This is a genomic window from Paucibacter sp. XJ19-41 (assembly GCF_028462495.1).
Taxonomy (GTDB): Bacteria; Pseudomonadota; Gammaproteobacteria; order Burkholderiales; family Burkholderiaceae_C; genus Roseateles_E.
In genome coordinates, this window is sequence record NZ_JAQOWX010000001.1 from 74,711 (window position 1) to 94,884 (window position 20,174).

A 20,174-nucleotide genomic window follows, 5' to 3' on the forward strand; every position below is an offset into this window, starting at 1 on the left:
GATTCATATTGGGCCACCCCAGGTCCGGAGTCCCGTCATGGCCCAGCCGCCGCTCAGCCCCAGCCTCGCGAGCCCCGCGTTCGCCAGCCATCCGCGCATGCTGGTCGATGCCCGCCATTCACAGGCCATCGCCAGCTCGCACGAGCGCTGCCTGGCGTTCGGCCTGAGCCAGGACAGTGCCCCCGATCTGAAGCGCATCGCCCCCGCCGGCCTGCAGGAGCTGCAGCAGCGCAATGCCCGGCTGTGCGCCCAGGCCCTGCCGGTGATGGACATGCTGTACGAGCAGCTGATGCATGCGCAAAGCATGGTGCTGCTGACAGATGCCAGCGGCTGCGTGCTGCATGCGCTGGGCGACCCGGGCTTTCTGGAGCGCGCCAACCAGGTGGCGCTGGCGCCGGGCGCGCTCTGGGCCGAGGCCGACAAGGGCACCAATGCGGTCGGCACGGCGCTGATGACCGAGGGCGCGACCCTGGTCCACGGCCAGGAGCACTTCCTGCGCGCGATGCAATTCCTGACCTGCTCGGCCGCACCGATCTTCGACCACAAGGGCGCGCTGCTGGGCGTCATCGATGTCTCGGGCGAACGCCGCTCCTACCATCCGCACACGCTGGCCCTGGCCAGCATGTCGGCCCGGCTGATCGAGGGTCAGTGGTTTGCCGATCGTTTCCGCCACAGCACGCGGCTGCATTTCCACGCCAGTGCAATGGGCCTGGGCACCTTGCACGAGGGCCAGCTGGCGCTGGACGAGGACGGCCGGGTGCTGGGTGCGAACCGGCGCGCGCTGGAGCTGCTGGGTCTGGGGGCGACGGCGCTGCGGCGCGAGAACCTGGCAAGCCTGTTCGGCTGCAGCCTGGGTCAGCTGTCCCAGCAGGCCCGGCAGCAGGTCGAGCTGCGCCTGCCCTTGGCGCGCGGCGGCGAAGCGCTGTACGCCAAGCTGAGCCTGGCCCAGGCCGAGCTGGGCCAGCAGCGCCGCGAAACCAGGGAGGAGCTCGGGCTGCTGGACAGCGCGCCGCTGCCGCTGTCTGCGGCCCCGGCGCCGCTGCCCGTGCACGCCGGCCACAATCTGCGCCAGACCGAGATGCAGGCCATCGCCGCCGCCGTGCAGGCCGCCGGCGGCAATCTCTCGGAAGCTGCCCGCCAGCTCGGCATAGGCCGCAGCACCCTGTACCGCAAGCTCAAGGAGATGAGCTGAACTCGTATCATGGCGGCCGCCCCCACTGCACAGTCCCGCCATGAGCGACACCCCCTCCCAGCCCCGCCTCAGCAGCCTCTCGCACGGAGGCGGCTGCGGCTGCAAGATCGCGCCGGGCCTGCTGTCCGAGATCCTGAGGAACAGCGGCGCCAGCGCCATCGTGCCCCCTCAGCTGCTGGTGGGCATAGAGACCGCCGATGACGCCGCCGTCTACCAGCTCAATGAGGAGCAGGCACTGGTCGCGACCACCGACTTCTTCATGCCCATCGTCGACGATCCCTTCGACTTCGGCCGCATCGCCGCCACCAATGCAATCAGCGATGTCTATGCAATGGGCGGCCGGCCGATCTTGGCGCTGGCCCTGGTGGGCATGCCGATCAAGGTGCTGTCCAGCGAGACCATAGGCCGCATCCTGGCCGGCGGCCAGGCGGTCTGCACGGCGGCCGGCATCCCGATCGCCGGCGGCCACACCATCGATTCGGTCGAGCCGATCTATGGCCTGGTCGCGCTGGGCCTGGTCCACCCGAAGCGCATCAAGCGCAATGCCGACGCCCGCGCCGGCGATCTGCTGGTGCTGGGCAAGCCGCTGGGCGTAGGCGTGCTGTCGGCGGCGCTGAAGAAGGAGCGACTCGACGCCGCCGGCTATGCGCAGATGATCGCGTTCACGACCCAGCTCAACACCCCTGGCCCCGATCTGGCGGCGCTGGACGGCGTGCATGCGATGACCGATGTGACCGGCTTCGGCCTGGCCGGCCATGGACTGGAACTGGCCCGCGGCGCCCAGGCCCGGGTCGTGATCGATTGGCCGGCGGTGCCCTTGATCGCGGGCGCGCGGGCGTTGGCCGCCCAGGGATTCGTCACCGGGGCTTCGGGCCGCAACTGGGACAGCTATGGCGCCCAGATCGAGCTGCCCTCGGGCTTTGCGGCCGAGGACCGGGCCCTGCTGAGCGATCCGCAAACCAGCGGCGGGCTGCTGGTGTCCTGCGCGCCCGAGGCGCTGGACGCCGTGCTGGCGCGCTTTGCCGCCCATGGCTTCGGCCATGCGGCCGTGGTCGGCCGGGTCGAGGCCGGCACGCCGGGGCTAAGCGTCCGGGCCTGAATGACAAAGCGGCCCGCAGGCCGCTTTGTCGCCATCACCGTGCCGGCTCAGAACTTGGATTCGCCGGCGCTTTCCGGGTTTTCCTCGACCGGCCAGTCGCGGATATAGGCCTTCAGCATGCGATTCTCGAAGTCCTGGCCATCGACCACCGCCTTGGCCACGTCGTAGAACGAGATCACGCCCATCAGCGTGCGGCCGTTGAGCACCGGCATATAGCGGGCATGGCGGCCCAGCATCATGCGGCGCACCTCGTCGATCTCGGTCTCGGGCGTGCAGGTCAGCGGATGGTCGTCCATCACGCTGCGCACCAGCGAGTTGCCGACGCTGCCGCCGTTCTTGACGATGGCGGAAATCACTTCGCGAAAGGTCAGCATGCCGACCAGATCGCCATGCTCCATCACGACCAGCGAGCCGACATCCATCTCGGCCATCGTCGTGACGGCCTGGGCCATCGGCTGGTCGGGCGTGATGGTGAACAGGGTGCCGCCCTTGACGCGGAGTATGTCGACGACTTTCATGGCTGCCTCCTCTTGTGCCGGGCCTCACCCGACAGCTGCTAAAACTGGTCCCCAACATAGCACACAATCCGCGCATCACACATCTCGGAGACACCATGTCCGGCTACTCAGACCCCGGCTTTGACACCCTGGCGCTACACGCCGGCGCCGCGCCCGACCACAGTACCGGCGCACGCGTGACGCCGCTGCATCTGAGCACCTCCTTCGTGTTCGAGAACTCCGAGCACGCGGCGGCGCTGTTCAATATGGAGCGCGCCGGCCATGTCTATTCGCGCATCTCGAACCCGACCACGGCCGTGTTCGAGGAGCGGGTCGCCGCGCTCGAAGGCGGGGTCGGCGCGATCGCCACCGCCAGCGGCCAGGCGGCCCTGCATCTGGCCATCGCGACGCTGGCCGGCGCGGGCTCGCACATCGTCGCCTCCGCAGCGCTCTACGGCGGCTCGCACAATCTGCTGCACTACACGCTGGCACGCTTCGGCATTGAAACCAGCTTCGTCAAACCCGGCGATATCGACGCCTGGCGCGCCGCGATCCGGCCGAACACCAAGCTGCTGTTCGGCGAGACCCTGGGCAACCCCGGCATGGATGTGCTGGACATTCCGACCGTCGCGGCCATCGCCCACGAGGCCGGTCTGCCGCTCTTGGTCGACTCGACGCTGACCACCCCCTATCTGCTCAAGCCCTTCGAGCATGGTGCCGATCTGGTCTACCACTCGGCCACCAAATTCCTGTCGGGCCACGGCACGGTGGTTGGCGGCGTGCTGGTCGACGGCGGCAATTTCGACTGGGACGCCGCGCATGCCAAACATGGCCGCTTCCCTGAGCTGTGCGAGCCCTATGCCGGTTTCCACGGCATGGTGTTCGCCGAGGAAAGCACGGTCGGTGCCTTTCTGTTGCGCGCGCGCCGCGAGGGCCTGCGCGACTTCGGCGCCTGCATGAGCCCGCACACCGCCTGGCTGATCCTGCAAGGCATCGAGACCTTGTCGCTGCGCATGCAGCGCCATGTACAGAACGCGCAGCGGGTGGCCGAGTTCCTGGCCGGTCATGAGCTGGTGGCGCGGGTCGGCTATCCTGGCCTGAACTCGCACCCCGACCATGGGCTGGCGCAGAAGCTCTTGCCGCGCGGCTGCGGTTCGGTGTTCAGTTTTGATCTAAAGGGCAGCCGCGAGCAGGGCAAGCGCTTCATCGAGGCGCTGAAGATCTTCTCCCATCTGGCCAATGTCGGCGACTGCCGCTCCCTGGTCATCCACCCGGCCTCGACCACCCATTTCCGCATGGACGATGCGGCGCTGGCCCAGGCCGGCATCACGCCCGGCACGATACGGCTGTCCATCGGCCTTGAAGATGCCGACGATCTGATCGACGACCTCAAGCGCGCGCTCAAGGCCGCCAGCAAAGCATGAAGCTCAGCGTCAACTCCCACGAGGCCTATGCCTACACCGGCGGCAAGCCCTTCGACCCCGCCCTACCCTGCATCGTCTTCATCCACGGCGCGCTGAACGACCACAGCGTCTGGACCCTGCTGGCGCGCTGGTTCGCGCACCACGGCCACAGCGTGCTGGCGGTGGACCTGCCCGGCCACGGGCGCAGCGGCGGTCCGGCGCTGGCCGATGTCGAGGCGATGGCCGACTGGATCTGGGATCTGCTCGATGCCGCCGGCGTGCAGCGGGCCGCCCTGGTCGGTCACAGCATGGGCTCGCTGATCGCGTTGGAAGCGGCCGCGCGCCAGCCCGAGCGCGCCAGCCATCTGGTGATGGTGGCGACCGCCTATCCGATGAAGGTCTCCGAGCTTTTGCTGACGACCGCACGAGAGGCCCCGCTGAAAGCCATCCAGATGGTCAACAGCTTCTCCTTCGCCGGCCTGGCGGCCAAGCCCTCCTACCCCGGCCCCGGCGCCTGGCTGCAGGGCGGCGAGATCGCGTTGAAGCGGCGCATACAGGGCCGGCAGACGGGGGTCAATCTGTTCGCCCATGACTTCGGCGTCTGCGACCGCTATGCCGGTGGCCTGGAGGCGGCGGCACGGGTGAGCTGCCCGGCCGGCTTGCTGCTGGGCGAGCGCGACCAGATGACCTCGCCCAAGCAGACCCAGGGCCTGGCGCAAGCCCTGAAGGCGCGGGTGCTGAGCGTGCCGGCCGGGCATTCACTGATGGCGGAGGCGCCCGATCAGGTCTTGAATGCCTTGCGTCAATTGCTGAAGTGAAAGGGCCCAGGCCATGAGCAGCACCGATGCGGTCAAGAACATGCACAGCTTCGCCGAGTTCTACCCCTTCTATCTGGGCGAACACAGCAACCGGACCTGTCGGCGCCTGCATTTCGTCGGCTCGACGCTGAGCCTGCTGTGCCTGGCCGCCGCGCTCTACACCGGCCAGCTGCGCTTTGTGCTGCTCGCGCTGCTGTGCGGCTATGGCTTTGCCTGGGTCGGCCACTTCGGTTTCGAGAAGAACCGCCCGGCCTCGTTCAAGCGCCCGCTCTACAGCTTGATGGGCGACTGGGTGATGTACAAGGACATCTGGACCGGGCGCATCAAGTTCTGATCAGGCGGCCAGCAGCGGTCGCAGATTGCTCAGCATATCCTGCGCCATCTGGTTCAGCTCGTAGTCGAGCTGCCAGCCCCAGTCGGCCCGCGCCGCGCTGTCGTCGATGCGCTGCGGCCAGCTGGCGGCAATCGCCTGGCGGAAGTCAGGCGCATAGCTGATCTCGAAGCCGGGGATGTGCTTGCGGATCTCGGCCGCGATCTCGCGCGGCGTGAAGCTGACGCCGGCCAGGTTGTAGCTGCCGCGCTGCTTGATCTGCTCGGCCGGCGCCTCCATCAGCTCGATAGTGGCGCGCAGCGCATCGGGCATATACATCATCGGCAAGGCCTGGGCCTCTTCGAGGAAGCAGCTGTAGCGGCCGGTCTTCAGCGCGGCGTGGAAGATGTCGATCGCATAGTCGGTGGTGCCGCCGCCGGGCGGGGTTTTCCAGCTGATCAGGCCCGGGTAGCGCAGGCTGCGCACATCGACGCCATGCTTGGCGTGGTACCAGGCGCACCAGCGCTCGCCGGCCAGCTTGGAGATGCCGTAGATGGTGGTCGGGTCCATCACGCAAGTCTGCGGTGTGTCCAGGGCCGGCGTGTTCGGGCCGAAGGCGGCGATCGAGCTGGGCCAGAAGATCTTGTCGAGTTTCTGCACCCGCGCCAGCTCCAGCACATTCAGCAGGCCCTTCATATTCAGGTCCCAGGCCCACATCGGGTGCTGCTCGCCGGTGGCCGACAGTGCGGCGGCCAGATGGTAGATCTGGCTCACGCCATGGCGCTTGACCACGGCCGCCAGTGCGGCGGCGTCGGTGACATCCAGCATCTCATGGGTCAGCGCCGGCACCCGGCCCTCGGGTGCCAGATCGCTGGTGATGACGGCGGCGTTGCCATGGCGCAGCGCCAGCTCCTGGGCCAGCTCGGTGCCGATCTGGCCGTTGGCACCGATGATCAGAATCTTGGTTGTCATGATGCGTTGGGGTCAGGTCTTGATCAGGCCGAGTTCTTTGCCGGCCTGGGTGAAGGCGGCCACCGCCTTTTCCAGATGCTCGCGCTCATGCACGGCCGAGATCTGCACGCGGATGCGGGCCTGGCCCTTGGGCACGACCGGGAAGAAGAAGCCGACTGCGTAGATGCCCAGCTCCAGGATGCGGGCACTGAGTTGCTGCGCCAGCACCGCGTCGTGGACCATGATGGGCACGATGGGATGGCTGCCGGGCTTGATCTCGAAGCCGGCCGCCTGGATGGCCTCGCGGAAGTAGGCGGTATTGGCCTCCAGCTTGTCGCGCAGCGCGGTCGAGCCCTCCAGCAGGTCCAGCACCGCCAGCGAGGCGCCGACGATGGACGGCGCCACGGTGTTGGAGAACAGATAGGGGCGCGAGCGCTGGCGCAAGAGTTCGATCACCTCCTTGCGGCCGCTCGTGAAACCGCCGGAGGCGCCGCCCAGGGCTTTGCCCAGCGTGCCGGTGATGATGTCGATCTGGCCGAAGACATCGCGATACTCATGCGTGCCGCGGCCGGTCTTGCCGAGAAAGCCGCTGGCATGGCATTCGTCGATGCCCAGCAGCGCGCCGAAACGGTCGGTGATCGCCAGGATTTTGTCGAGCTGGGCGATGGTGCCGTCCATCGAGAACACACCGTCGGTGAACACCAGCGTGAAGCGGGCGCCGGCCGCCTTGGCCTCTTCGAGCTTGGCCTCCAGATCGGCCATATCGTTGTGCTTGTAGCGGTAGCGCCTGGCCTTGCACAGACGGATGCCGTCGATGATGGAGGCGTGGTTCAGCTCGTCGCTGATGATGGCGTCCTGCTCGCCCAGCAGCGGCTCGAACAGGCCGCCGTTGGCGTCGAAGGCGGCCGCGTAGAGGATGGTGTCCTCGGTGCCGAGGAACTTGGCCAGCCGGGCTTCGAGGGTCTTGTGGATGTCCTGCGTGCCGCAGATGAAACGCACCGAGGACAGGCCGTAGCCGTGGGTTCGCAGCGCCTCATGCGCGGCCTCGATGACGGCCGGATGCGAGGACAGGCCCAGATAGTTGTTGGCGCAGAGATTGATCACCTCGCGGCCATCGGCGGTCTGCACCACCGCGCCCTGCGGCGTCGTGATGATGCGCTCGCTCTTGTAGAGCCCGGCCTCGCGGATGCCGGCCAGCTCGGCTCGCAGATGGGCATAGAAATCGTCGCGTGTGCTCATCAAAGCTCTCCTGGTGCACAATCCACTAAACAGAACGCAGTTCGATATATCGAATTGTTGTGCAGTATCTGAGATTAGCTTTTCAAGGTCAAGCCATGTCCGCCAACCTGTCCGAGTCTTTGGAGCCGCCCCGCGTCGGCGCCACCCTGCAGTCGCTGCGCCAGGCGCAGGGCCTGTCGCTGGACGAGTTGTCGCGCCGCGCCGGGGTCTCCAAGTCCATGCTGTCACAGATCGAACGCAACCAGGCGAACCCGACCGTGGCTGTGGTGTGGCGCCTGGCGAACGCCTTGCGGGTGGAGCTGTCCGAGCTGCTCAGCGGCGCGAGCAAACCGGCCGCGCCGGCGATCGAGACCGTGGCCTCGCATGCGACGCCCAGCCTGGCCAGCCCGGACGGCCTGTGCGTGCTGCGCATCCTCGGGCCCATCGATCTGGCCGGCCAATTCGAGTGGTACGAGCTGACGGTGCAACCCGGCGGCGCGCTCGAATCGGCCGCCCACGAGCCGGGCTCGCGCGAGCATCTGTCGGTGCTGGGCGGCGAGCTGGAGGTCAGCGCCGGCGCGATCAGCCAGGCGCTGAAGGCCGGCGAGACGGCGCGCTACGCCGTCGACGGCCCGCACGCGATACGCAATCGCGGCAGCGAGCCGGCCACCGCCCTACTGGTGGTGCTGCACCCCTAGCAACTCGGCCAGCGTGCAATCGGCCCAGTCGCCACGCGCCCACAGCGGCGCCAGGCTGCCGCCGGCACCGGCCAGCAGGGCCTGCAGCAGCGGCGCGGCGGGCGTCTCGTCGGGCGTGCGCAGCAGCACCAGGCGCGGCGCGCCCTCCTCCTCCAGCCGGCCCAGCCAGTCCAAGCCCAGCAAGGCCTCCAGCGCCGGCTCCAGCTGCAGCGGATCGATACGCAGGCGCCGCGCCAGCTCCTGGGCGGCAATGCCCGGCTCGCCGGCCTGGCGCGCCCGCCACAGCTCGCGCAAGGCCTCCAGCGCCAGCTCCAGCTGCAGGCCCGGCACCTCGGGCCGGTGCAGCATGCGCCCGCCCAGCGCCGGAATATTGGCGGCCAGCAAGGCGCCCAGCAGCATCACGACCCAGCCCAGATACATCCAGATCAGGAAGATCGGCACGGTGGCGAAGGCACCGTACAGCGTCGAGTAGGTCGGCACCTGCTTGACATACCAGGCCAGCAGGCTCTTGGTCAGGTCGAAGGCCAGCGCGACAAAGATGCCGCCGGCCAGCGCGTGGCGCCAGCGCACCTCGGTATTGGGCACATAGCGGAACAGCCCGGCAACGGCCAGGCTCAGCACCACCAGCTCGACGCCGTTGAGCAGCGCCGCCAGCCCGCCCGGCATGCCGCCCACCAGGCCCTTGCCGGCGGTGATCGCATAGCCCGTCAGCGTCAGGCTGGCGCCCAGCAGCAGCGGCCCCAGGGTCAGCGCGGCCCAGTAGACCAGCATGCGCTGCATCATCGGCCGCGGCCGCTTGACGCGCCAGATGGTGTTGAGCGTGCGGTCTATCGTGAACATCAGCGCCAGCGCGGTGGCACCGAGTACGACCAGGCCTACCAGGCCCAGGCGATTGGCCTTGGCGGCGAACTGGGTCAGCGCGGCCAGCACCGGCTTGGCGATATTGGGCGGAATCAGGCTTTGCAGGAAATAGGTTTCCAGCGAGCGCTGGAAGCTGGCAAAGATCGGAAAGGCGGTGAACAGCGCCAGCATCACCGTCAGCAGCGGTACCAGCGAGATCAGCGTCGTGAAGGTCAGGCTGCCGGCCGTCTGGCCCAGCCGCGCCTCGGCAAAACGCAGGCGCAGGGTCTGCAGCGTGGCCAGCCAGGGCCAGCTCATCAGCGTGTTCAGAAAGCCGGCGGCGCTGTCCTCGGACGGCACGGCGGCAGGGGTTCTTGTCGTCATGCTGGCTATGATGCCAGCCATGTCCTCCCGCTCCGACAAACCACCGATCAAAACCTCCTCGCGCACCCAGGCCACGGCCCAGGAAGCGCTGTCCCGCAATCTGGCCCTGGGCGCGCTGGCCGCGCTCTTCCTGCTGTGCCTGGCCTGGGAGCTGTGGCTGGCACCGACCGGCCGCGGCACGCTGGCCATCAAGGCCTTGCCGCTGCTGATCCCCTTCGTCGGCCTGTGGCGCTACCGGCTCTACACCTTCCGCTGGCTGAGCCTGATGGTCTGGCTCTATTTTGCCGAGGGCGCGGTGCGCGCCACCAGCGATGTCGGCCCCTCGGTGCCGCTGGCCTGGGCCGAGCTGCTGCTCTCCAGCCTGATCTTCGTCGCCTGCGCGATGCATGTCCGTCAACGTCTGAACGCGGCCAAGCAGGCCGCCACACCATGAATCTGCTGAACGAGTTGCGGGAGGCCCTGGGCGCCTCCCAGGTCCTGGTCGAGGGCGATCTGTCGGCCTACGAGATGGATTGGCGCCGCCGCTTTCCCGGCCGCGCGCTGGCCGTGGTCCGCCCCGGCAACACGGCCGAAGTGGCCGCCGTCGTGCGCCTGTGCGCCACCCACGGCGTCAGCCTGGTGCCGCAGGGCGGCAATACCGGCCTGGTCGGCGGCTCGACGCCCGACGCCAGCGGCACACAAGTCCTGCTGAGCTTGGCCCGGCTCAACAAGGTGCGCGCCATCGATGCGGCCAATCTGACGATGACGGTGGAGGCCGGCTGCGTGCTGCAGACGGTACAGGAGGCGGCGGCCGGCGCCGGCTTGCTGTTCCCGCTGAGCCTGGCCGCCGAGGGCAGCTGCACGATTGGTGGCAATCTGGCCAGCAATGCCGGCGGCACCCAGGTGCTGCGCTACGGCAATGCGCGCGATCTGTGCCTGGGCCTGGAGGTCGTCACGTCGGCCGGCGAGGTCTGGGAAGGCCTGTCGGGCCTGCGCAAGGACAACACCGGCTACGACCTGCGCGATCTCTTCATCGGCAGCGAAGGCACCTTGGGCGTGATCACCGCCGCGACCCTGAAGCTCTACCCCCGGCCGGCCGCGCGCATGACGGCGCTGGCCGCCTGCGACACGCTGGAGGCGGCCGTGGCGCTGCTGAGCCTGGCCCAGGCGCGGCTCGGCGCGGGCCTGACGGGCTTCGAGCTGATGAACCAGTTCTCGCTGGACCTGGTGCGCAAGCATTTCCCGCAGCTGCGCCAGCCGCTGCCGCCCAGCCCCTGGACCGTGCTGCTGGAGCTGTCCGACACCGAGAGCGAGGCCCATGCCCGCACGATGTTCGAGGGCCTCTTGGAACAGGCGCTGGAGTCCGAACTCATCAGCGACGCAGCGGTGGCCGAGAGCCTGGAGCAGTCGCACGGGCTCTGGCATCTGCGCGAATCGATACCGCTGGCCCAGGTCGAGGAAGGCCTGAACATCAAGCACGACATCGCACTGCCGGTGTCTCGCATCCCCGCCTTCGTGATCGCCACCGATGCGGCGCTGGCGGCCGCCTTCCCCGGCGTGCGCATGGTGGACTTCGGCCATCTGGGCGACGGCAATCTGCATTACAACGTGCAGGCCCCCGAGGGCGTGGCCGCCGCCGACTTCCTGCGCGAGCATGAGGCGGCGATCAACCACATCGTCTATGACGCGGTGCTGGCCCAGGGCGGCTCGATCTCGGCCGAGCACGGCATCGGCCAGCTCAAGCGGGAGGAGCTGGCCGAGCGCAAGAGCCCGGTCGCGCTGGGCCTGATGCGGGCGATAAAAAAGGCCCTGGATCCCCAGGGCCTGATGAATCCGGGCCGCGTGCTGTAGGCCCCAGCCGTCCTCAGTCGGCTCCCTGAGGCTGCGTGACCGCAGGGCGGCGGCCGCGCAGCCGGTCGACCAGCTTCATCACCATGCGGAAGATGAAGCGCAGCATCAGCAGGGTCAGGACGGCCTCGACAAAGGTCAGCGTGAAGGCCACGGCGGTGTTCCAGCGGGCCTCGCGGCGACCGAACTTGGCGATCATGCGGTCCTTGGCGATCTCGATGCTGTCGTAGAAGCTCGGCACCATCAGCAGGGTCAGAAAGGTCGAAGTGATGGTGCCGCCGATGATGGCCACCGCCATCGGCCGATAGAACTCGCCGCCCTCGCCCACGCCGATGGCCACCGGCAGCATGCCGGCCACCAGGGCAAAGGTGGTCATCAGGATGGGCCTGAAGCGCATGCGGCCGGCATGCATCAGCGCCTCCTCGCGGGGCACGCCCTTGGCCTCCTCCTGGCGCGCCGCGTCCAGCAGCAGGATCGCGTTCTTCGCCACCAGGCCGGCCAGCATGATGATGCCGATGAAGCTCATCAGGTTCAGCGTGCCGCCGGTCAGCAGCAAGGCGACGACGACACCGATCAGCGACAGCGGCTGCGACAGCATCACGCCCAAGGGCGCGGTGAAGGAGCCGAACTGCATCACCAGGATCAGATACATCAGGCCAATGCCCGAGGCCAGGGCCACGGCCATCGCGCCGAAGACCTCTTCCTGATCGGCCGAGGCGCCGGCCAGCTCGATGCCATAGCCGGGCGGGAACTGGATGGACTTGGCCAGCTTGACCGCATCGGCCGTCACCTCGCCGGCCGAGCGGCCCTGGGCATTGGCCGAGACCGCGATCATGCGCTTGCCGTCGGCATGCTGGATCTTTGACGGGCCCTTACCCATGGTCACAGTGGCGATCTGCTCCAGCGGCACCATCATGCCGCTGCCGGCCACGGTGATCGGCAGGCGCTCGATATTGCTGGCGTCAACCCGGTCCTCCGGCGCCAGACGCACCGCCACATCGCGGGTCTCGCCGCTGGGGTCGACCCAGTCGCCGACCTCAACACCGGCAAAGGCCACGCGCAAGGCATTGGCGGCATCGCCGACCGAGATACCCAGCGAGTTGGCCAAGCCGCGATTCAGCTCGATCTGCAACTCATCCTGCGGGTCCTGCTCGGACAGGCCCACGTCCACCGCGCCGGGCACCTGACGCAGCTTGGCCATGTAGTCGTTGGTGATCGCTAGCAGCTTGCGCGAGTCCTCCCCGGAGAAACGAATCTGCACCGGCTTCTGTGCACCATTGTTCAGATCGTCCAGCACCACGTACTCGGCGCCGACCAGGCGGGACACACGCTCGCGTAGGTCCTTGGCAATCTCGGCGGCCGAGCGCTTGCGCTCAGTGCTCTTGCCCAGGTCCACATAGATGCGGCCGCCGCTGACATTGACCTGGCTGTTGGTGGCCTTGGTCTCGGGAATCTCGCGTGCCAGCTTGGCGGCGGCCTCCATCTTCAGCTTCGAGTACTCAAGGCTGGAACTGGCCGGGGTGCGCACCTCGACGGCGATGGTGCCGGCATCAGACGCTGGCAGGAAGCTGGAGCCGCCGAACTTGACCTGCAGCGCGATCGCCAGCACAAAGCTCAGCACCGCGAAGAAGGCCATCCAGCGCCGGTGATGCAGGGCCCAGGCGATCACCTGGCCATAGCGATCGGCCTGGTGGTCGAACCAGTCATTGAAACGCTGCAAGTAAAGCGACAAGCCCTTCTTCGGCGCCTCGTGATGGCCCGGAGGGTCGCCCCAGTACGCCGACAGCATCGGATCCAGCGTGAAGGAGATGAACAGGCTGACCAGCACCGAGGCGACGACGGTCAGACCGAAGGGCCGGAACCACTCGCCCGAGACACCGGGCATGAAGGCCACCGGCACAAAGACAGCGACGATGGAGAAGGTGGTGGCGGCCACGGCCATGCCGATCTCGGCCGTGCCATTGAGTGCCGCGCTGCGCCGATCAGCGCCGCGCTCCATATGGCGCACGATATTCTCGCGCACCACAATGGCGTCATCGATCAGCACGCCGATGGCCAGCGACAGACCCAGCAGGCTCATGAAGTTCAGCGTGAAGCCGCACAGCCAGACCGCGATGAAGGCGGCCACCACCGAGGTCGGCAGCGACAAGGCGGTGATCAGGGTCGAGCGCCAGGAGTTTAGGAACACATAGACGACCAGAATGGTCAGGCCGGCGCCGAACACCAGAGCATGGATCACGTTGTAGAGACTGTTCTCGGCATCCTCGCCACCATCCTGCGTGACCTCCAGCGTGGTGCCGACCGGCAGGGTCTTGGCCGTCGCCTCGACCAGCTTGCGGATCTCGTTGGCCACCGCCACGGTCGAGGCATCGCGGGAGCGCGTCACGGACAGGCCCACATTCGGGTGGCCGTTGCGCACGCTGATGCTCTGACGTTCGGCGAAGCCGTCGCGGATGCTGGCCACCTGGCCCAGACGCACCAACTGCTCGCCCTGGCGCTTGACGACGATCTGCTCGAACTCGGCCGGCGACTCGATGCGCCCCAGCAGCCGGATACTCTGATCCTGCATGCTGCCGCGCACCTTGCCAACCGGCGCGGTGGTGTTCTGGCTGCGCAGCGCGTTGACCACCTCGGTGACCGAGACATTGAATTCGCGCAGCTTCTGAGCATGCAGCAGCACCGACAGCTCGCGGCTCAGAGCGCCGTTGACCTCGACCGTGGCGACGCCATTGATGGCGCGGAACTTGTCGGCCAGCTGATCCTCGGCCAGGCGCGAGATCTCGGCATGGCTCTGGCTGTTGGACGACAGCGCCAGCTGCATGATGGGCTGGGATGAGGGATCGAAGCGCTGCAGCACCGGCTCGCGCATTTCCAGCGGCAGCTTGTGCCGCACCGCGCCGATGGCGTTGCGCACCTCATCGGCCGCCTCGATCATGTTCTTGTCGAAGTTGAAGATCAGCACCATCTGGGCGCTGCCCTCGTTCGCAGTAGCACGCACCTCCTTGACACCGGCAATGCTCTGCAGCGACTTCTCGATGCGGTTGACGATCTCGCGCTCGGCCGTCTCGGGCGAGGCGCCCGGATAATTAATGCTGACCACCAGCACCGGCTCCTCGACATCGGGAATCTGGTTGACGCGCAGCTTGTTGAGCGCCAGCAGCCCCAGGCACATCAGGCTGATGATGATGACGATGGTCGCGACCGGCTTCTTGACGCTGAAGTTGGAGAGAAACATCTCAGCCTCCCCGGCTCGTCGACGCCGATGCGGCCGCCGGCTTGGCAAGCTCCACCGCACGCCCTTCGCTCAGGGCGTTGTTCGGATGGCGCAGCACCTGGTCGCCCGGCTTGAGGCCGACACTGACCTGGTAGAGCCCCTGGCGCTCGTCGCGCTCGCCCAGCTTGACGGCCACCCGGTTCAGCTTGCCGTCCTGCACGCGCCAGACATAGGCCTGGTCGCCCTCGCGCTGGATCGCACCATCGGCCAGCATCAGCGCGCTGGTGCTCTGGCTCTGCACCCGGCCCTCGGCGTAGAGGCCTGCCACGTCGGGCTGCTGTTCGCCGGCGAAATCGACCAGCACCTCGACCTGGCGCGTGGTGGGGTTTGCGGCCGCCGCGATGCGCCGCACCTTGCCCTCGAAATCGGACTGGGTATAGCCGTTGACCTTGAAGAAGACCGTCTGGCCAACCTTCAGTTCGCTCATGCGGTCGGCCGAGACCAGGCCTTCGAAACGCATGCTGCTCGGGTCAATCACCTTGACCAGCTCCTTGCCGATCTGGGCGGTATCGCCGGCCGAGACCTTGCGGTCCGCGACGATGCCGTCAAACGGCGCGCGGGCCTCGGTGCGCTGCAGCTGCTGGCGGGCGGTGGCGGCGCGCGCCTTGGCTTCCACCAGCTCGCTTTGGGCGCTGTTGCGGCGGATCTCGGCGTCTTCCATCGCCTGCATCGAGCTCATGCCCTGGGCCTGCAGGGTCTTCATGCGCTGGAACTGGCGCTCGGCCTGCTCGAAGCTTTGCGCGGCGGCACGCGCCGCCTGCTCGGCCGAGGACAGGGTTTCGCGGATCGCGCTGTCGTCCAGCCGCACCAGCAGATCGCCGCGCCGCACCTTCTCGCCGTTCTCCTTGAACACCTGCAACACCATGGCCTGCACCTCGGCGCGCAGGTCGGCGCGCTTCTCCGGCTGGACCGAACCGGTGATCACCGGGCCGCTGGCATAGGTCGACAAGCCCATGGCCTGCAGGTCCTCAGTGGACAGCAACAGCGGCTTGGCGGCGGCGGGTGCCTTGGCCGCCTGGGCGGTGCCCGCGCCGTCGGCGCCGGGCTTGCCGCAGGCGCCCAGCAGAAGCATCAAAGAGCTGACGAGGACAAGGGCTGGCAGGCGATGGCGCATCATCTAGAGGGCTCCGGTATTGTTTTGCGAGCGCCTCCCATGAAGCGCACAACCCGGGAATCTTGCCACGCTGGACGCGGCCGGCCCAGCCCGCTGCGACAAACGCAAGCTTTGCACCGCTGAACAGCGAAAACAGCGGACAGGCGGCGATCCTGGCCGCCGAGCCGCGTGCTACTGCAGCGTACCCTTGAGCGACTCGGGCACGGCCAGTGCCATCACCGCAATGCCCTCGTCGGCCAGGGCCACCGCTTCCTCGCGGCTGGCGCGGCCGCGGATGCCGCGCTGCTCGACCTCGCCGTAGTGGATGCGGCGGGCCTCTTCGGCAAAGCGCTCGCCGACATCCTCGGTGCGGGCCAGCAGTTGCTGGACGGCCTGCAGGGCGGCCTGCTGGAGCTGCTGCTGCGGATCGACGGGCGACTGAGCCGGCTTGGGCTCGGCGGCCGGCCCGCGCAGATGCGAGACGTTCAGGCGCGGCGCGCTGGGCAGGCGCTGCACCTCGGTGGACGCGCAGACCGGGCAGCCGACCAAGCCGCGGCCCAGCTGCGCTTCGAAATCATCGGCGGAGCCGAACCAGCCTTCGAAGCGGTGCTCCCGATTGCATGACAGATTCAAGACAAGCATGCCGCGATGATAGGCAGGCCGGCGTCAGGCTGCCGGCTGCCAGTCCAATACCCATGCACCGGCCTGCCAGCGCTGCAGCCACAGCAGGCCGATCAGGGTCTTGGCATCGGTCATCGCGCCGCTGGCGGCCAGCGCGTCGAGCTCGGCCGGCGTGTGGGTGACCAGATCGAGGAACTCACCCTCGTCGAGACGGCGCTCGCCGGCCGTCAGGCCGCGCGCGAAGAAGATCGCGATGCCCGCGGCGGAAGAGGCGATCGCGGGGTGCCGCACGCCGGCATGGGCCCCTTCGCGCGCGGTGTAGCCGGTTTCCTCCAGCAGCTCGCGCTGAGCGCAGCGCAGCGGCGCCTCGCCGGCATCGAGCTTGCCGGCCGGAAACTCCAGCATCACACGGCCCATCGGGTAGCGGTACTGGCGCTCCATCAGCAGCCGGCCGTCGTCGAGCAGGGGCACGACCATCACCGCACCGGGATGGACGATGTACTCGCGCGCGGCCTCGGCGCCGTCAGGCAGGCGGATGCGGTCTCGGCGCACATCGAGGAAGTGGCCGCGGTAGACCTGGGTCGAATCGAGCTGCAGCTCGCGCAGCGCCTCGTCCTTGTGCTTGTCCTCAGCCGCCATGTCGACCCCGCCGCAGATAACACCAGACAAAGCCGGGGAAACCCAGCGTGATGAACAGGCACAGCGCGGCCGCATAGAACTCCCAGCCCTGCGGCTGGCGCTGGCCCTGGTAAGACTCCAGCGCGAAGCCCAGGCCCAGGGTCAGCAGGGCCAGCAGCAAGAGCTCCAGCGCCCGCCAGCCAAAGGGCTTGGCCGCGCGCCTGGGGCCCAGCAGCAACACGCGGTTGCTGAAGTACGGCGCATTGGCCGCGATCACCGCGACAAGCAGCACCAGCCAGACGGCAGCGGACTGATCCATTCAGCGCGGCGCGTCAGGGAGCCAGCAGCTTGACGATGGCGGTGCCGCACATGGCCATCAGGCCGCCGGGCAGCAGACCGAACACCAGCACGGCGGCGCCATTGAGCGACATCACCGCGCGCACATCGGCCGGAGCACTCAGTGGCGAGCGATCGGTGGGCTCATCGAAGAACATCACCTTGATGACGCGCAGGTAGTAATAAGCGCCCACCAGCGACAGCACAACGGCAAACACAGCCAACGCCAGATAGAGCTGGGAACCGGTGGTGACCATGGCTTGCAGCACGGCCAGCTTGGCATAGAAACCCGCCGTCGGCGGGATGCCGGCCAGCGAGAACATGAAGATGGTCATCACCAGCGCGAACCAGGGGCTGCGCTTGGCCAGGCCGGCCAGGTCCTTGATCTCCTCGGCCTCATGGCCCTGGCGCGACAGCAGCAGGATCATGCCGAAGGTACCCAGGGTCGTCAGCACATAGGTGACCGAATAGAACAGCGCCGAGCTGTAGGCATTGGCCATGCCGGCATGGTTGTCGCCGATCACGCCCGAGGCCATCGCCAGCAGCATGAAGCCCATCTGCGCAATCGTCGAGTAGGCCAGCATGCGCTTGAGATTGCTCTGCGCAATGGCCGCCAGATTGCCGATCACCAACGACACCACGGCCAGCACGATCAGCATCTGCTGCCAATCGAAGGCCAGGCCCAGCATGCCCTCCACCAGCAGGCGGATCGTGATCGCGAACGCCGCCAGCTTGGGTGCGGCGCCGATCAGCAGGGTCACCGCCGTCGGCGCACCCTGGTAGACGTCAGGCACCCACATATGGAAGGGGGCCGCGCCCAGCTTGAAGGCAAGACCGGCCACCACGAAGACCACGCCGAACACCAGCACCGACTTGTTCGGCGCGCCGGTGGCGATCACGTCGAACACCTGCGGGATGTGCAGCGAGCCGGTGGCGCCGTACATCATCGACAGGCCGTAGAGCAGGAAGCCGCTGGCCAGCGCGCCGAGCACAAAGTACTTCATCGCCGCTTCGGTCGAGACCGCATGGTCACGACGCAGCGCCACCAGCGCATACAGCGACAGGCTCATCAGTTCCAGGCCGAGATAGAGCACCAGGAAGTTGTGGGCCTGCAGCATCACCATGATGCCCAGCAGGGAGAACAGGCTCAGCGTGAACAGCTCGCCCTTCAGGATCTCGCGCTCGGCCGCATAGGGGCGCGCATAGACCAGGGTGACGAAGGTCGCGATGCAGGCGAAGAAGCCCAGCAGATGGCCCATCGGGTCGGACACCACCATGCCCTGCATCGCCGATTCGGTGATGCCGCCATTGAAGGCATTCAGATGCATGGCGCCGACGACCACCAGGGTCAGCTGGGTCAGCCAGTAAGTCGGGCGGCGTGCCGGGTCGGTGACCCACAGGTCCACCATGGCCACGACGCAGGCCATGGCCAGCAGGATGATTTCGGGATAAACCGCGAGCCAGTTCATAGTCGTCATTGTTGCTTGGCCCATCTCAGACTCCACCCAGCTTGCTGGTGGCCACATGCTTGAGCAGCTCGGTCACCGAAACCTGCATCACGTCGGTGAAGGGTTTGGGGTAGAGGCCCATGAACAGCGTGGCGAGGGCCAGCACGGCCAGCATCAGGAATTCACGCGCATTGATGTCGGTCAGCGCGCGCACATTGTCATTGGTCATCGGGCCGAAGTAGACGCGCTTGTACATCCACAGCGTGTAGGCGGCGCCGAAGATCAGCGCGGTGGCGGCGATCGCGCCGAGCCAGAAGTCGTACTGCACCGTGCCGATGATCACCATCCACTCGCCGACAAAGCCGGCGGTAGCGGGCAGGCCGCAGTTGGCCATCGCGAAGAACAGCGCAAAGGCCGCAAACTTGGGCATGGTGTTGACCACGCCGCCATAGGCCGCGATCTCACGCGAATGCACGCGGTCGTAGAGCACGCCGATGCACAGGAACATCGCGCCGGAGACGAAGCCGTGCGAGATCATCTGTACCAGGCCGCCAGCCACGCCCAGCTCGTTGAAGATGAAGAAGCCCAGCGTCACGAAGCCCATATGGGCGATGGACGAATAGGCCACCAGCTTCTTCATGTCCTTCTGCACCAGGGCGACCAGGCCGATGTAGACCACCGCGATCAGCGACATCGCGATGATGACCCAGGACCAGTGGTGGGCAGCGTCGGGCGCGATCGGCATCGAGAAGCGCAGGAAGCCATAGGCACCGAGCTTCAGCATGATGGCGGCCAGCACCACCGAGCCGCCGGTAGGCGCCTCGACGTGGGCATCAGGCAGCCAGGTGTGCACCGGCCACATCGGCACCTTGACCGCGAAGGCCGCCAGGAAGGCGAAGAACAGCAGGGTCTGGGCCGTCATCGGCAGCGGCAGCTTGTGCCAGGTCTGGATGTCGAAGGAGCCGCCGGACTGGAAATACAGGTACAGCAGCGCGATCAGCATCAACAGCGAACCGGCCAGCGTGTAGAGGAAGAACTTGAAGGCGGCGTAGACGCGGTTGGCGCCGCCCCAGACGCCGATGATGATGTACATCGGGATCAGCGTCGCCTCGAAGAACACGTAGAACAGCAGGCCGTCCAGCGCGGAGAACACGCCGACCATCAGACCCGACAGGATCAGGAAGGCGCCCATGTACTGGTGGACGCGCTCCTCGATCACCTCCCAGGCGGCGATCACGACGATCACCGTGATGAAGGCCGTCAGCGGCACGAACCACATCGAGAGGCCGTCGACCCCCAGGTGGTACATCACGTTGAAGCGTTCGATCCAGGCCAGCTTCTCGCTGAACTGCATCGCGGCCGTCGAGGTATCGAAGCCGGTGATCAGCGGCACGGTCACCGCGAAGCTCGCCAAGGCGGCGATCAGCGCCATCCAGCGGGCGGTGGTGGCCTGGTTCTCACGTCCCAAGGCCAGCAGCGCAAGGCCGCTGAAGATGGGCAACCAGATGGCAAGACTCAACAATCCCATTATTTTTCTCCGCCCTTGC

The 20,174-nt window shown here is 67.3% G+C and carries 19 protein-coding genes; 8 read left to right on the plus strand and 11 right to left on the minus strand.

Annotated features, from left to right (window positions below):
* Positions 1-37: 37 nt before the first annotated feature.
* Positions 38-1,192, plus strand: coding sequence for a sigma-54-dependent Fis family transcriptional regulator (locus tag PO768_RS00380; RefSeq protein ID WP_272644425.1), 1,155 nt, complete (start codon positions 38-40; stop codon positions 1,190-1,192).
* A 40-nt stretch (positions 1,193-1,232) separates the two neighbouring features.
* Positions 1,233-2,291: a selenide, water dikinase SelD gene (gene selD / locus PO768_RS00385; RefSeq protein ID WP_272644426.1), complete on the plus strand. Its 1,059-nt coding sequence runs from the start codon at positions 1,233-1,235 to the stop codon at positions 2,289-2,291.
* A gap of 47 nt (positions 2,292-2,338) precedes the next feature.
* Here the strand turns inward: selD and PO768_RS00390 are convergent, their stop codons facing one another.
* The gene (locus PO768_RS00390; protein ID WP_137943506.1) at positions 2,339-2,809 is read right to left on the minus strand and encodes a CBS domain-containing protein; all 471 of its coding nucleotides are present in this window, start codon (positions 2,807-2,809) and stop codon (positions 2,339-2,341) included.
* Positions 2,810-2,904: 95 nt separating this feature from the next.
* Between PO768_RS00390 and PO768_RS00395 the strand changes: the two genes are divergently transcribed.
* The 3 genes from PO768_RS00395 to PO768_RS00405 are packed head-to-tail and all read left to right on the plus strand — an operon-like array spanning position 2,905 to position 5,343.
* A complete protein-coding gene (locus PO768_RS00395) occupies positions 2,905-4,212 on the plus strand; it encodes an O-acetylhomoserine aminocarboxypropyltransferase (RefSeq protein WP_272644427.1) in 1,308 nt (435 codons plus the stop codon).
* Positions 4,209-5,009, plus strand: coding sequence for an alpha/beta fold hydrolase (locus PO768_RS00400; protein ID WP_272644428.1), 801 nt, complete (start codon positions 4,209-4,211; stop codon positions 5,007-5,009). Before PO768_RS00395 ends, PO768_RS00400 begins: the two co-directional genes overlap by 4 nt.
* Before the next feature lie 13 nt (positions 5,010-5,022).
* Complete coding sequence (locus PO768_RS00405; protein WP_272644429.1) at positions 5,023-5,343, plus strand: Mpo1-like protein; 321 nt, start codon at positions 5,023-5,025, stop codon at positions 5,341-5,343.
* Here the strand turns inward: PO768_RS00405 and PO768_RS00410 are convergent, their stop codons facing one another.
* Positions 5,344-6,291 carry an NAD-dependent epimerase/dehydratase family protein gene (locus tag PO768_RS00410; protein ID WP_272644430.1) on the minus strand — a complete coding sequence of 316 codons (948 nt, stop codon included), beginning with the start codon at positions 6,289-6,291 and terminating at the stop codon, positions 5,344-5,346.
* A gap of 12 nt (positions 6,292-6,303) precedes the next feature.
* A complete protein-coding gene (kbl, locus tag PO768_RS00415; protein ID WP_272644431.1) occupies positions 6,304-7,509 on the minus strand; it encodes a glycine C-acetyltransferase in 1,206 nt (401 codons plus the stop codon).
* Between the two features lie 95 nt (positions 7,510-7,604).
* On the opposite strand from kbl, the gene PO768_RS00420 reads away from it, so the two are divergent.
* Entirely contained in the window at positions 7,605-8,186 is a 582-nt protein-coding gene (locus tag PO768_RS00420; protein WP_272644432.1) for a helix-turn-helix domain-containing protein, read from the plus strand.
* Here the strand turns inward: PO768_RS00420 and PO768_RS00425 are convergent.
* Entirely contained in the window at positions 8,163-9,410 is a 1,248-nt protein-coding gene (locus PO768_RS00425; protein WP_272644433.1) for a YihY family inner membrane protein, read from the minus strand. The genes PO768_RS00420 and PO768_RS00425 overlap by 24 nt on opposite strands.
* Positions 9,411-9,429: 19 nt before the next feature.
* On the opposite strand from PO768_RS00425, the gene PO768_RS00430 reads away from it, so the two are divergent.
* Positions 9,430-9,843 carry a DUF2069 domain-containing protein gene (locus PO768_RS00430; protein ID WP_272644434.1) on the plus strand — a complete coding sequence of 138 codons (414 nt, stop codon included), beginning with the start codon at positions 9,430-9,432 and terminating at the stop codon, positions 9,841-9,843.
* On the plus strand, positions 9,840-11,240 hold the full coding sequence (locus PO768_RS00435) for an FAD-binding oxidoreductase (RefSeq protein WP_272644435.1): 1,401 nt from the start codon (positions 9,840-9,842) through the stop codon (positions 11,238-11,240). Before PO768_RS00430 ends, PO768_RS00435 begins: the two co-directional genes overlap by 4 nt.
* A gap of 13 nt (positions 11,241-11,253) precedes the next feature.
* On the opposite strand, the gene PO768_RS00440 is transcribed toward PO768_RS00435, so the two are convergent.
* The 7 genes from PO768_RS00440 to PO768_RS00470 all read right to left on the minus strand — a co-directional run bounded on the left by PO768_RS00440 (position 11,254) and on the right by PO768_RS00470 (position 20,155).
* Positions 11,254-14,472, minus strand: a complete 3,219-nt coding sequence (locus PO768_RS00440; RefSeq protein WP_272644436.1) for an efflux RND transporter permease subunit — start codon at positions 14,470-14,472, stop codon at positions 11,254-11,256.
* Position 14,473: 1 nt separating this feature from the next.
* Positions 14,474-15,583, minus strand: coding sequence for an efflux RND transporter periplasmic adaptor subunit (locus PO768_RS00445; RefSeq protein ID WP_272644437.1), 1,110 nt, complete (start codon positions 15,581-15,583; stop codon positions 14,474-14,476).
* A gap of 213 nt (positions 15,584-15,796) precedes the next feature.
* Entirely contained in the window at positions 15,797-16,246 is a 450-nt protein-coding gene (locus PO768_RS00450) for a DUF1178 family protein (RefSeq protein ID WP_272644438.1), read from the minus strand.
* A 24-nt stretch (positions 16,247-16,270) separates the two neighbouring features.
* Entirely contained in the window at positions 16,271-16,864 is a 594-nt protein-coding gene (locus tag PO768_RS00455) for an NUDIX domain-containing protein (protein ID WP_272644439.1), read from the minus strand.
* A complete protein-coding gene (locus PO768_RS00460) occupies positions 16,854-17,162 on the minus strand; it encodes a DUF2818 family protein (protein ID WP_272644440.1) in 309 nt (102 codons plus the stop codon). The genes PO768_RS00455 and PO768_RS00460 overlap by 11 nt, the downstream gene beginning before the upstream one ends.
* Positions 17,163-17,175: 13 nt before the next feature.
* Complete coding sequence (gene nuoN / locus PO768_RS00465) at positions 17,176-18,657, minus strand: NADH-quinone oxidoreductase subunit NuoN (protein ID WP_272644441.1); 1,482 nt, start codon at positions 18,655-18,657, stop codon at positions 17,176-17,178.
* A gap of 16 nt (positions 18,658-18,673) precedes the next feature.
* Positions 18,674-20,155, minus strand: coding sequence for an NADH-quinone oxidoreductase subunit M (locus PO768_RS00470; protein WP_272644442.1), 1,482 nt, complete (start codon positions 20,153-20,155; stop codon positions 18,674-18,676).
* Positions 20,156-20,174: the final 19 nt, after the last annotated feature.

Bases quoted from the DNA above. Each gene is read 5' to 3' on its own strand.
- PO768_RS00380 (WP_272644425.1), top strand. From the start codon at position 38: ATGGCCCAGCCGCCGCTCAGCCCCAGCCTCGCGAGCCCCGCGTTCGCC.
- selD (WP_272644426.1), top strand. From the start codon at position 1,233: ATGAGCGACACCCCCTCCCAGCCCCGCCTCAGCAGCCTCTCGCACGGA.
- PO768_RS00390 (WP_137943506.1), bottom strand. From the start codon at position 2,809: ATGAAAGTCGTCGACATACTCCGCGTCAAGGGCGGCACCCTGTTCACC.
- PO768_RS00395 (WP_272644427.1), top strand. From the start codon at position 2,905: ATGTCCGGCTACTCAGACCCCGGCTTTGACACCCTGGCGCTACACGCC.
- PO768_RS00400 (WP_272644428.1), top strand. From the start codon at position 4,209: ATGAAGCTCAGCGTCAACTCCCACGAGGCCTATGCCTACACCGGCGGC.
- PO768_RS00405 (WP_272644429.1), top strand. From the start codon at position 5,023: ATGAGCAGCACCGATGCGGTCAAGAACATGCACAGCTTCGCCGAGTTC.
- PO768_RS00410 (WP_272644430.1), bottom strand. From the start codon at position 6,291: ATGACAACCAAGATTCTGATCATCGGTGCCAACGGCCAGATCGGCACC.
- kbl (WP_272644431.1), bottom strand. From the start codon at position 7,509: ATGAGCACACGCGACGATTTCTATGCCCATCTGCGAGCCGAGCTGGCC.
- PO768_RS00420 (WP_272644432.1), top strand. From the start codon at position 7,605: ATGTCCGCCAACCTGTCCGAGTCTTTGGAGCCGCCCCGCGTCGGCGCC.
- PO768_RS00425 (WP_272644433.1), bottom strand. From the start codon at position 9,410: ATGACGACAAGAACCCCTGCCGCCGTGCCGTCCGAGGACAGCGCCGCC.
- PO768_RS00430 (WP_272644434.1), top strand. From the start codon at position 9,430: ATGTCCTCCCGCTCCGACAAACCACCGATCAAAACCTCCTCGCGCACC.
- PO768_RS00435 (WP_272644435.1), top strand. From the start codon at position 9,840: ATGAATCTGCTGAACGAGTTGCGGGAGGCCCTGGGCGCCTCCCAGGTC.
- PO768_RS00440 (WP_272644436.1), bottom strand. From the start codon at position 14,472: ATGTTTCTCTCCAACTTCAGCGTCAAGAAGCCGGTCGCGACCATCGTC.
- PO768_RS00445 (WP_272644437.1), bottom strand. From the start codon at position 15,583: ATGCTTCTGCTGGGCGCCTGCGGCAAGCCCGGCGCCGACGGCGCGGGC.
- PO768_RS00450 (WP_272644438.1), bottom strand. From the start codon at position 16,246: ATGCTTGTCTTGAATCTGTCATGCAATCGGGAGCACCGCTTCGAAGGC.
- PO768_RS00455 (WP_272644439.1), bottom strand. From the start codon at position 16,864: ATGGCGGCTGAGGACAAGCACAAGGACGAGGCGCTGCGCGAGCTGCAG.
- PO768_RS00460 (WP_272644440.1), bottom strand. From the start codon at position 17,162: ATGGATCAGTCCGCTGCCGTCTGGCTGGTGCTGCTTGTCGCGGTGATC.
- nuoN (WP_272644441.1), bottom strand. From the start codon at position 18,657: ATGACGACTATGAACTGGCTCGCGGTTTATCCCGAAATCATCCTGCTG.
- PO768_RS00470 (WP_272644442.1), bottom strand. From the start codon at position 20,155: ATGGGATTGTTGAGTCTTGCCATCTGGTTGCCCATCTTCAGCGGCCTT.